This window comes from Clostridioides sp. ZZV14-6345, assembly GCF_020657775.1.
GTDB lineage: Bacteria > Bacillota > Clostridia > Peptostreptococcales > Peptostreptococcaceae > Clostridioides > Clostridioides difficile_D.
In genome coordinates, this window is sequence record NZ_JAGWCX010000091.1 from 1 (window position 1) to 12,526 (window position 12,526).

The window sequence follows — 12,526 nt, forward strand, 5'->3', positions numbered from 1 at the left end:
TGTTTTTCCTTCTACATTGAAATTAGTTAGATAACCTTTCTTACTATTTTCTATTGTATATTCGCCTGTGTTAGTAGTACATTTTATATTTTCAACTTCTTTTAAATTTTCTATATCGCTTTGCTTATCTACTAATTCATTCACTGAATTTACAAGACTTGTTTTATCTGTCGTATTAAGCAGAATTGTATTTCCTATTTTAGTATTTAACTCTGTTTTAGCAGTTTCTATATTTGTATTAACTTTTCCAATTTCACTATTAGTGTCACTAGGTACATTTTTTAATTTTTTTACTACATCTTCATTTAACAATTAATCACCTTCTTTTTTATTTAGAGAGCTACAAAGATAGCTCTCTATTTTAATCACAAAAAAAAGAACTATTAAAGTTCTATGATAATGAAATCTCTAGTGCTTCACACATTTTTCTTACCTCTTCTCTATATTTCATAGGTACTTGGTTAATTGTTTTTAAACCTCTCTCTATTAATCCTACATAAATTGCTGCCATACTACTTCCTCCTTCATTTAATTTTATATTTTTTAATGACATAGTAGATGTCTGTTGACTACTTAATACCATTTCGCATATTTCAGCAGTTGCTAACATTAAATCTGTTATGTCATTATCTTGCGTTTTTTGACTTGTATTTAAATTATTTAAATCCTTTTTTTGTTTGAGCTTTTCAATTTTTTCTTCATTTATATTTAACATTTAATCACCTCTTTAAAGTGCTTCAACATCTAAATTAAATAACATAGATGGTTTTTTAATAGTTGTATTAGTATTTCCTTTTTCTACTATTACTTTAGGTTGTGCAGATTGTATATTCATATCTTTTAATTCATATATCTCCTTATATCCATTCTCAGTTTTTCTTGTCTCTATTTTAACCATATCTTTAAATGTATCTGACTCATTTATTTTTAATTGTACTTTTAATTTATTTATTAAATAATAAATTGGATTATTAGAATTTAAATTCTCTAACAAGCCTTTATCTAAGGTAAGTACTACATCTTGTGCGTTATCAACTATACTAGATACGTTGTAAGTATTCCCATTGATTAATACAGTTGAATCTTTTACTATAGTAGCTCCAGTCTCTTTTTTATAAATATAAACACTTATATATAAGTTATTTCCAATGTCAGAATGTGCTTTAAATACAATCTTATTTTCTCCAAGAATCAAATTCTCTGGATTAATTTCAAAAGTAATTGTTCCTGTAGATAAATCTTCTATTATATTTGTACTGACATTATTTATAAACATCTCTATTTTTGTCAATTCATTATTTGGATTTTGCAAATCTATTTCAATAGATGAATATGACTTATTCTTTATTTCCAAACAAGTTTTCTCTGAATCTACTTTTGATATTATATATAATGTCTCATCTTTTATTAAAGCATCCACTATATCATTAACGTCTCTTGGAATATATATTTGTGAAAAAGTATATAGCATAGAACCAATCTCTACATCTTCAATTTTATATGCTTCCTTGTTTACTCCTGTGATATGCAAAGTCTTATCATTTTTTATAGCAAATATATGTTTATCATCATAAGATTTTATATCTTTTACATTTTCTAATACTTTAGTAAATAATTTTATAATTGTATTTTTTGTACTCTCATTTAGTCCTAAGATTCCATTTATATTATATCCTTGTACATATAATTGACCCTCTGTTGTTATAGCTAATACATAATTACTATAAACATATATTTTTTTTACATTAGAAATAGTTAGTATTTCTTGCAGTTCACTAACTTCGTCATTATGCCCTATTCCAAGTTGATATTCTGAGTTTTTACCAACAGAAAATAATGTACCATCATCTTTTAAGAAGTACGTAAAATTATCACCACAAGCAACATCTATTATATTTGTTAAGTTAATTTTTATAAATTCAGAAGTTGTTGTTAACTCAGATTTATTTATAGCAAGTTCTCCAAATTGATTTGAACCACAACCATAAACATCTCCATTTTCTAACATCAAAATTGAATGAGTTGAGGATAAAGACATCTTTTTTATATTTCCAAAAGGCAATGAAGTTGAGTAATTTCCAGCATTTGTGCCAAATGGTATTCTATAATTAAGACTATCATCATTATGTAAAAATGTCTTTTTATTTACTAATAGTCCATAATTATTTCTTACAATAGACATTTCATTAGAAAAACTTAAATCGCTAGGAGTATAACTTGAAGTATTTAGAATTCCACTTTCCTCATGTCCATTAAATAAACCTATTTGACCATTTACAGCATTTCCTTTTCCTTCTAACGTATTATTAGTGTATTGAACTATAAAACCATTATGTTGAGTATATACCTGTTTTACATTGAGGCAATTTCTAACAGGTGTTTTTTGTACAACATCAGAATAATTGCCAATTTGTCCCAATTGTCTACTACCAAATACATATAAGTCATTATTATTATCTATATAATAAGCATTTTTACCATTTGCATATATGTGCTTTATATTACTTGTTAATTTTTTTAATACTACAGTACCAGATTCATCAAAACCTATACCATCATCAGCATTTCCTCCAGAATATAAATCTCCATTTTCAAGTAAAACAAAAATAGTGTTTACTCCTAGAGCGACCTCTTTTACATTACTATTAAAGCCTACATCCTTATATCCTTCAATATATCCTGATGAATTATTATATGAAGTATTAACACCTAAACCTCCTAATGAGTTATATCCTGTGACAAATATTCTATTTTTCATTGTAATTACAGTTTTGCCTTCTTCCAACATTAAATTTGATATAGTTGATGGATCTGTTAATCCTTCAATATTTATTTTAGTTAAACTAGTCAAAGTTGAATTTGCATTTAAACCTAAGTAATCTCTATTTCCACAACCCATTAAAGAAGTTATATTATCATTCTCCAATAATATAATAAAAACATATTTTCCACATAATATATCCTTTATTGTTCCAGAAATATTTACCTTAGTGAAGCTATTCCTATTAATAGTATTTCCTAAGCCTAATTGACCATAGCCATTTGAACCAGTTGAAAATAATTTATTATCATAGGTTAGAATGTAAGAAGATTTGTAACATGTTATTACTTTTTTTACATTATCAATAGGAACTTTAGTAAAAGTACTCCTATTAATATTATCCCCTAAGCCTAATTGCCCCGAGTCATTTGCACCAATTGAATAGACTTGATTATTATTTGTAAGAATAAATAAACAATCATTTGATGGAATAAATTCTTTTATATTATCTATAGGAAGTTTTATAAATTCAGACTTAGCTTTAATTGTACTTAACTTGTTACCATTATTAGAACCACATACATACCCTTCACCATTGTTTAATAAGATATATAAAGCTTGTCTATCACTTTTAATTTCTTTTATATTTGATATAATATATTTTTTAGAAAATTGTTTTGATATATTTACAAAACCATCATGTCTGACATTATAAGGTTTTTTTATTCCAAAACAACCATAAGAATTAGCTCCAGAGCAATATATGTTCCCAAAATAATCTTTAATTACTATCCTTGATTCATTAGCATATATTACTTGTGAATTATACGCCCAAAAAGCATTTGATAATACATGTTTTTGAATATTAGAATAATAACTACTATCTCCTCTTTGTCCACTTGAATTTCTACCTATTATTTCAAATTTAGATGCTAATCTTGTTTTCTCTTTTGTATATATAAAGTTACCTTCTCCAAGATAATGATTGTAATAAGGAGCAGAAGATGATATTAATAATCTTAAACTTAAATTTTTATCTTGGGATGGAGCTCCAAAAGTCGAAGGTCTCCCTGTGAATTTTATTTCCTTATATCCTCCATTACTGGCATCCATTAGTAAACATAAGTTATAGTCAGAAACCAGAACCTTTGATAATTTAGGTTCATCTATTATAAATGCTACTTTATTTATATTTTCGTTTTTATTTATTACAAACTCTCCAAATCTTGAATAATCATTATCCGTTATAGAACTTTTTATATATGTGCTGTAATAATTATGTCTCCCAGAAACAAAATAATAATTACTTGTATTTTTAATTAAACATCCATCTTTAAAAGGGATAATTTCAGCAATATTAGCTACTGATGTTGGTGTTGTGCTTCCTTTATTTGTTATATATTGCATCCTTGAAAAAGTGGTTTGGCTGACAATACTATTAATACTTAATTCACCTAGATTATTACATCCTACTGAATAAGATACTCTATTATTATCTATATAATATGAAGAATTTGCATATACAGCAATTTGAGTTGCATAAGATACAGAATCAATTTTAGTAAAAGTATTTCTATTGATAGTATCTCCCAAACCTAACTGTCCATAAAAATTGTATCCTGTTGAATATAGTTCATTATTAGTTGTCATCAATAATACATGTTCATCACCTAAAGAAATTTTATTAACAGGAGGAACATTTACTTTAGTAAAAACATTTCTATTAACATTATCTCCTAAACCTAACTGCCCACGATTGTTATATCCTGTCGAATACAATGTATTATCACTTAACAATATAAATGTGAAGTATGAACCTTTATTTAAATATATTTCTCTTATAGTAACTCCTTCTTTTAAATCTAATGGAACTCTAGTAAATTCATAACTATGATGATTATGACCTAAACCTAAATGGCCATGAGGGTTGTATCCTGTTGCGTATATTTCATTACCATTCACAACAATAAATGTAGAGATGGCATTTGCTCTCACTAAAGAGATGTTCACAAAATTATTTTCAAGCCCTATATCTAAAACTCTTTCATCATTTTTATTTATTAATAATCTATTATCAATAGACTCAATATGATTACATTCTTCAATATCAAAGTCCTCAAATTTTTCAAATCCAAATATACATTTATCATATCTTTTTAAGTAAGAAAAACTATAAACGTTATATCCTGTCATATACAATTCATTGTTGCTAGTTAATATAAAACTTACAATATAAGCACATTTAATTTTACTTATATTTTTTATACTAATAGAAGATTTTCTAGGAGCATATGTTGGTGTGTCACAACCTATTTTATCCCCTAATGCACCTTCTAGGTTGCTTCCAGTTACATATATATCATTGTTATTAGTTATATAAAATTTATGATATTTACCACTTTCTATATTTTTTACATTAGATATAGATAGTTTTGTTAAGACTGTTACTATAGCTCTTCCACCAACACCAACTTGCCCATTTGAATTATCTCCACAACCATAAACATCTCCATTTTCTAAAAGAAAATTTACAGCACCTTGAGCAGTAGAAATTTTTATCACATTATCTAGATTTACTTTAGTAAAAACATTTCTGCCAACAGTATCATTTAGACCTAACTGCCCATAGGGATTTGCACCTGTTGAATAAATTTCATTATTTAAAGTTAATATATATGAACAACCGACTCCTGCAAATACTTCTTTAACACTCAAATTATCAATTTTAGTAAATGTATTTACAGTAGATGTATTTCCTAGACCTATCCTTCCAGATTGATTATTACCACATACATAGATTTCATTATCATTTGTAACTAACATGGAATATTCATTTCCACAAGCAATTTGTTTTACGTTATCTATATTTACTTTAGTAAAAGTATTTCTATTAATATTATCTCCTAAACCTAACTCACCACTTGTATTTTTGCCAGTCGAATACACAACTCCATCATTTGTAAGTAAAAGTGAGTGAGACATAGAAGATGATACATATTTTACATTATCAATATTAATTTTTGAAAAATATCTTATAAGAGAAGTGGTATTCCCCAATCCTAAACCACCAAAACTGTTTACTCCTGCTGCATACAACTTTAAATCATCTTTAATTATAAACACAGAAGCAGAATTCATATCTGTAAATATATCTTTAACATTAAAAGTATCAAAATTTTTATTAAACTCTTCTATTTTAAATTCTTTATTTCCAAATAAAGAACCTCTTTGTAATAATTTATTCTTTTTCATACAATTCCCCCTATCTCACTTCATAGGAATACTTATTTATTTTTATTTCAGTAGAACCCTTTTGATAAGATTCTTCTGTTTTAGTTTCACTATAGTTGTTTCCTAAGTCATGAATATATCTTATTTTGTTACATAAAAAAGGAACTGTTACATTTTTAAATAATACAGTTCCACTATTTGAAAGTAATTCCAATTGTTGTTTAAATTTATTAAGTTTCAATCCATCTAAATTACTTATGTTTTTAGAATCATATAAGGTATCATACCAATACCCAGCTTCATCTGCTGTAGCTTCCTTATCTAATTCTAATTCAAATAGAATTTTAAGTATTTCCTCAGACATTTTATTATAATTTTCTTTTAATATTTTTAATTGCTCGTTTGTATTTCCACCAGATTCAAGAACTTTAACACTGGCATCTAACTCATTTACTGCCTCTGATATATTTTTAGATACTGTACTTAATTCACTTGAACCAATTTTAGTCTGTATTGAATTTATCCTATCTAAGTTAATAGCTATATTAGTCTTTGCTTCATCAAATTTTGCATCAATTTTAACACTAGAGTAAGTACTATCTAGTGTTGTTATATTATCATTTATTGTAGCTTGTATAACTTCTTTGTTTGTATTTCCATTTACAACCGTTACTTTTACATCTATGTTACTTTCATTGAATATCTCTATTGTATTAGAATCTACTATAGTATAAGAATTAGTCATACTTTTCTTAGTTGCTTCATCTAATATTGCTACAAATATATTTTCTGTAACTAAATTGTGATTAACTATAAGTTTAAAATATTCTCCATTAGTAACCCAATCCGATTCAACATAAGATTTACTAAAAGCTACATTAGTTGCAGCAGAAGTCATTTCTGATATTTTCTCGTTAACTTTCTCAAAGTCATATGTTAATCTATCCTTTAAAGTATCCTTTACATTTCCATCAATAGTTTCCCTAGATTGCATTAACTCGCCTCTAGCATCAAGGCTTTCTAATTCTTCAAACCTATTTTCAAATTCAGTTATTTTATTACTAACAGTTGTTGTCATATCAGTTTTAGCAGTATTTACTTCAACTATTTTGTCATCTACTTCTTTTATCTTTGTATCTAATTTTGTAGTACTTTCATCAATACAATCTTCTACATTAGATATAGCTTGATTTACTTCATCAAGTTTGTAATCAATTTGTTCTTGGTTGTCTGTAAGTTTATCTTCAAATATCTTATCATATAAATCAAAAGTGTCATTAGCTCTAGTATCTAAGTCCTGAAACTTCTTATCTGTTTGAGCTTGGACATCAAGCATTTTGTCATCAACAATATTGTCTATTTCTTCAGATTTAGCATCTATCATTTCATCGAGTTGTAATTGACAGTCAGTAAGTTTGTCATCTACTTGAATTTGCATATTTTGAATGGATTCTTCACGATTGGCTTCTTGATTTTGACGTGTTAACTCATTAAACTCTCTTTCTTCTTCTTGTATGTTTCTTATATCTTCATTGTAAATTCTAATTTGTTCTGCTTTATCTCTTACTTCTTCATTTCCTAAGATAGTTATTTCAAGCTGTTCAACTCTTTTAGTCAACTCTTTATTATTTTTTATAATTTCTTCTGCTTGTGATATTAAGACTAATAAAACTCCATACTCATCTGTACTAGTCAAATCATCATCATTAATCATACCTTCTTCAACACGATAATAAAGATTAGTAGTATTAATAAGAGTATTTCCTTTTACTAGAGAGAGTTGAAATGTATTTATACCAACACTTGCAAGTGCTTGTCGGCTAAGTTCTATCTCTACAACACCATTTGTAGCATCTACAACTTCACATTCACCATTAACTTTTTGTCCATCTGATTTTGTAATGCTAACTAAAACTCTATCATATTCAGATAAATCTATTATTTCATCTTTATTTTTCAATATTGCTTCAATATAAGCTGTTTTAACATCATTTTCATTATAAATAAAATAATCTAGTAATCTTTTGTTTATTCTATAATTACTAAAGTCGACCTCTATGGTATGATTCTTTATTTCATAATTTTTCAAAGTATCACATCCTATTGTTCTTTATTTTGTTTAGTTTCTACTTTTTCTTTTTTTAATTCATTTATCTCTTCTTGTAATTGTCCATTTAGTGCTTTATAAAGTATTAATTCATTTTGTAGTCCCCTTATTTCTTCTAAAGCTATTGTATATGCTCTTTGCATGTTTACTTCCATAATTATTATCCTCCTTATATATCCAAAGACTCTTTAAATTTTTCTATGTTTTCTTTTAAATAATTGTATCCGGACTCAAGTGGGTTTTTACCTGTTGCATCTAGTGTATTAATTCCAAAATAATTATCAAAATTATCTTCTAAAACAGATATATTCTCATACTCAATAGCATCTAACCCTTCTCTTCTTGCATCCTCTGAAATATAACCAGCTACTTTAATCTGAGCCATTTTATTACTATAAGAGATATTTACTGTTGATATTCTCCAGTAATAAACCTCTTGACCTGTTGCCAATAGCTTATTCTTTCCAATCGCCATGTTGTTCTTCACCACCCATTATTTTGTAATATGTATGTTCGTATCCTATTCTTTTCCCTATCATTCTAAAATCACATTTGCCTGTGTATCCTTGAACTTTAAAATAATCCTCGCCTTTTTCAACAACCCTACAATTAGAATTAGAACTAAATACTGCAAAATTTAATATACTTTTAGCAAAGATATTATTTAACTTTATTATTGTGCCAGTCTCTTCTACTTCTATATCAAATAAAACGTCTTCAATTAGAAATTTAGGACTGTCAATTGGAGACATGCCAAATGTCGTACCATTTAGTTCTATACTTCCAGCAGATTTAGAACCATTTCTAGCAAATTGTTGTCTCTCTTCTCCATTTATCATAAATGAAATAGCTCCTCTTTTCCAGATTACTATCCCATTATCATCATCCCAATCTTCAGAGGTGTAAAGGCGAAAATTTCCTCCTGTCAAATCCATTCTTGTATATCCATCATCTCCAACATCTATTTTATTTGCTCCAAATTTAGCATTATTTGAACCAAATATATAATTCTCATATGCATTTACATATATAGCAGCCTTGCCACTTTCAACGAAAAAATAATTACTACTATTATATTTAAAACGAAATGCAGAACGTCTTCCATATCCATCACTTGGTCTTGCATCTATAGCAAATGAGTTTTTACTGTCACTAAAGAAACTTATAATTGCATTATCATCATCTACAGATGTTATTGCATTACATGCCAGACTTCCTCTATTAACTATCAAACCACTTCTGTTTATTACAACATAATCAGATATATCATTAAACCCAAACTGGATTTTGTCTGATTGAATTCCAACAATTGAGCCAGAACCATTTCTTGTAACCATCATAGAAATATCATCTTTGGTTAATTTAATTTCAGCAGCATTTGTCTTAGTTGCCCCATCCACTTTTGCTACTTCTAATTTTATTTCTTTAGCCGTAGCATTTATCTGTGAAAATTCCTCTGATATACTTCCACCCATACCTGTTATATAAATTCTATCCACTGTATTTTTAAGTTCATTTATCTTTAAGTTATATTGAGCATTTGCATTTATAGCTAAAATTCTATCTGAAGGTGTAATTATACTATCTGAAATAACTGAATTGATTATAGAATTTAGATTGGTACTTGCTGAATCCAATGCTGATTTTGAAGTGTTTATTGCTACCAAGTCTACACCAGTAGTTCTATCAATAAGTTTTTGTAACTCTGTATATAAACTTACTTTGTCTGTATCCAGTAAATTAAGTTCAATATCTATCTTTTCTTTTTCTTCATCTGTAATCTCATTATCGTTAAAATAATTAGACATATTAGAACTAAATATTCCTAAGTCTGTATTTAACTTAATTATAGCTTTATTTATGTTTTCTCTTAATGTTATATTTTCTTGTGAGCCACCAAAATTTTTAGTTACTTCCTTTACTAATATATTTACATTTTCAGCTCTTTGGTCTATAAGAGACATATTTTCTTTTATATGAGATGCATCTTCCTGTACTTCTAAAACTGTTTGATGTATTCCATCTATGTCTTTTTCAATAACTACAAACTTTTCATTATGTTTTTCATCAGTCTCATATAATGCCCAAATCTGTTCTTCAGTATTTTTTCTTGAGTTCCCATCAAATGAAATATCAAAAATAGAGGAATTTATAGGAACTTCTGTGTGTTTTCCATTATCATTTACAACTACAAGAAACTGTGTGTTTCCTTCTGGCAATCTTACGTTAGAAACTTTTAATGTTCCTGGATTGTCAGCATCCCAGTATATATATTTTTTATTTGTCTCTGTATCTACTACTTGATAAAGTGTGTTATTATAGGTAACAATTACTCCAGTAATTCTTATCCAGCTATCTGCTGGTGAATTATCCAATATCAATTTACATCAACTCCTTTTGTATATTTTTCCTAGGAATATATTTATCTGGTAGATTAATTCTTTTCTTTTGTTGCTGAATAAATAAATGTCTTTTAGAGTTCAATGTTCTTGTTGCATGTTCAGCTTTAGTTAAATAATCAGCTATTGTCCTTTTGTCATCTTCTTTTATTTTTTTATTACTTAAAGTTAATTCTAAAGTATCTAATTTTCCATTTTTTAAATTTTGAGTAAAAGATGTAAAATAGACTAATTCTTCTTCCCTAGATTCTTTGCTATGTAACACTATAATATCTCCCAGACTTAAATCACCCTTCCAATGTTGTCTAAAATTAATATCTATTATTCTATCTAAGAAGTTTATAACATCCAGAGTCCACTCTTTAGTAGGAATACATTTTAAACTTAATTGTCTCTTACCTTCTGCTATTAAATCTTCAACTTTTAAAAAGGCATCATTTGTATAAGTGTCATAGTAAAGGAACTCATTTAACTCATCTAATAGAGCTTCATTAAATATTAAATATCCATCCTCATCAGTTGAAGTCTCCCTCTTACAAAGAATATTTATATCTTTTATACTTTCATTTAACTTAGCTATTTCTTCTTCTAAATGTTTTATTTGAACATCTAATATAACCTTTTTATCTTCTAGTTCACTTATCTCTACTGCTATTCTAGCTGAATTTACTTCATCTTTATGTTGTGGATTATCATATGTCTTTTTCATGTCTTTTTTCTTACTTATCAACTCTACTACATGTAACCATTCATTGCTTTTACTATCACGTTCTCTTTGTTTCTTAAGCTTTGTATCTATTAATTCTCTCCAAATTGGCTCTCTTATTTCATTCATTTCTTGATATTTCTTTATAGCTCTACTAAGTTCTTCACTCATTTCTTCATTATCTAAGAAATAAGAATAATTCTCAATGTAATCATATCCTGTAACTGTAGCTCCTATTATATCCATATCTTCACTGCCTTCAAGTTTCAATCTAGTTACTATCTCATCACTATTTGTAGTTCTTTCAAGTGATTTTATGTAGTTATCATGAGATAAATATAACTGAATGTTATCTCCAAAACTATCTATATGATATAAGTTAACTAAATTATTATAAGTGTCAAAATCAGCTATACACTCAAATTGTTCTTTTAGTTCATTATTGAAATAATCTAACCAATTAGAGTTAATACTTTCTTGCCATCTTACCTTTTCTCTTTTATTACCTTCACTATCAGTTTCATAAGCAATTGAATCATCTACATGACCAAGTTTCCAGCCTGTCTCTTGTTTTAAATAATCATTAAGAGATATAATAGATGCTTCTTCATCTTTAGTAAACATTTGTAATCCATAATCTTCGATATTCACATCAATTTTTCCTAGCTTGACTTCTTTAGATTTAGCTGTTACTACTTTTAACTTATCGTCTGTTGTTACAACATTCTTAATTACAAAGTACTCTTTATCATTAAGACAAATAAGACGTTCTTCTTTAATTTCATCAAATAGAGGATTTATTACTTTAGAGAATTGGAAACGTTCTGTAATATATTTTGGAATGGTAAGTTGTATTTCATCTACTCCACCAAGCTCACGCTTTATAGAATTTAAAAAGTTGATTGGAATTTGACCTAAAAATGACTTGTTCATCTTGTGAATGGTTAATGTGTAATCAGATTTTATCTGTTTAAGATTCACATTAAAATGCATATTTTATCACCTTCTTTGTATTAGAAAAGCCCATGAATTAAGATGAGCTAAAATATTTTATTAATTGTAAAATTATGGTATAATCTAGTATAGTAAGGAATTTTAAATCGAAAGTGCTAAGAGTGGTTGTTTCTGTATTTAGCCTACTTCTTCAAAGGAAGGAGGTGAGCCTCGCTTTATTTTTTTATAGGGAGGTGAATTTATGGAAACAGTAGTGTTTAATATTTGCCTAAATATTGCAACAAGTTTAATAGCTTGTTACATATATGATAAAGCAAAAAACCACTCAGACGCCAATGAACTGGAACCCTATTTTTGGACAAATTTTT

The 12,526-nt window shown here is 27.3% G+C and carries 7 protein-coding genes and 1 pseudogene; all 8 read right to left on the reverse strand.

Annotated elements, in window-relative coordinates:
- Positions 1-312 (reverse strand): annotated as a pseudogene (locus KGF39_RS17660) (hypothetical protein); the annotation flags it as partial.
- Positions 313-391: 79 nt separating this feature from the next.
- Positions 392-715 carry a CD1375 family protein gene (locus KGF39_RS17665; RefSeq protein ID WP_227823294.1) on the reverse strand — a complete coding sequence of 108 codons (324 nt, stop codon included), beginning with the start codon at positions 713-715 and terminating at the stop codon, positions 392-394.
- A 12-nt stretch (positions 716-727) separates the two neighbouring features.
- Entirely contained in the window at positions 728-6,013 is a 5,286-nt protein-coding gene (locus KGF39_RS17670; protein WP_227823295.1) for a hypothetical protein, read from the reverse strand.
- 10 nt (positions 6,014-6,023) lie between these two features.
- Positions 6,024-8,081, reverse strand: a complete 2,058-nt coding sequence (locus KGF39_RS17675) for a BppU family phage baseplate upper protein (RefSeq protein ID WP_227823296.1) — start codon at positions 8,079-8,081, stop codon at positions 6,024-6,026.
- 11 nt (positions 8,082-8,092) lie between these two features.
- Positions 8,093-8,254 (reverse strand): hypothetical protein, encoded by a 162-nt coding sequence (locus tag KGF39_RS17680; protein WP_227823297.1) that lies wholly within the window; start codon positions 8,252-8,254, stop codon positions 8,093-8,095.
- 14 nt (positions 8,255-8,268) lie between these two features.
- Positions 8,269-8,574 carry a hypothetical protein gene (locus KGF39_RS17685; RefSeq protein WP_227823298.1) on the reverse strand — a complete coding sequence of 102 codons (306 nt, stop codon included), beginning with the start codon at positions 8,572-8,574 and terminating at the stop codon, positions 8,269-8,271.
- Positions 8,555-10,480 carry a prominin family protein gene (locus KGF39_RS17690; RefSeq protein ID WP_227823299.1) on the reverse strand — a complete coding sequence of 642 codons (1,926 nt, stop codon included), beginning with the start codon at positions 10,478-10,480 and terminating at the stop codon, positions 8,555-8,557. Before KGF39_RS17690 ends, KGF39_RS17685 begins: the two co-directional genes overlap by 20 nt.
- 1 nt (position 10,481) lies before the next feature.
- Positions 10,482-12,197, reverse strand: a complete 1,716-nt coding sequence (locus KGF39_RS17695; protein WP_227823300.1) for a phage tail protein — start codon at positions 12,195-12,197, stop codon at positions 10,482-10,484.
- Positions 12,198-12,526: the final 329 nt, after the last annotated feature.

Coding starts and splice junctions, on each gene's coding strand:
- KGF39_RS17665 (WP_227823294.1), bottom strand. CDS start 715: ATGTTAAATATAAATGAAGAAAAAATTGAAAAGCTCAAACAAAAAAAG.
- KGF39_RS17670 (WP_227823295.1), bottom strand. CDS start 6,013: ATGAAAAAGAATAAATTATTACAAAGAGGTTCTTTATTTGGAAATAAA.
- KGF39_RS17680 (WP_227823297.1), bottom strand. CDS start 8,254: ATGGAAGTAAACATGCAAAGAGCATATACAATAGCTTTAGAAGAAATA.
- KGF39_RS17695 (WP_227823300.1), bottom strand. CDS start 12,197: ATGCATTTTAATGTGAATCTTAAACAGATAAAATCTGATTACACATTA.
- KGF39_RS17685 (WP_227823298.1), bottom strand. CDS start 8,574: ATGGCGATTGGAAAGAATAAGCTATTGGCAACAGGTCAAGAGGTTTAT.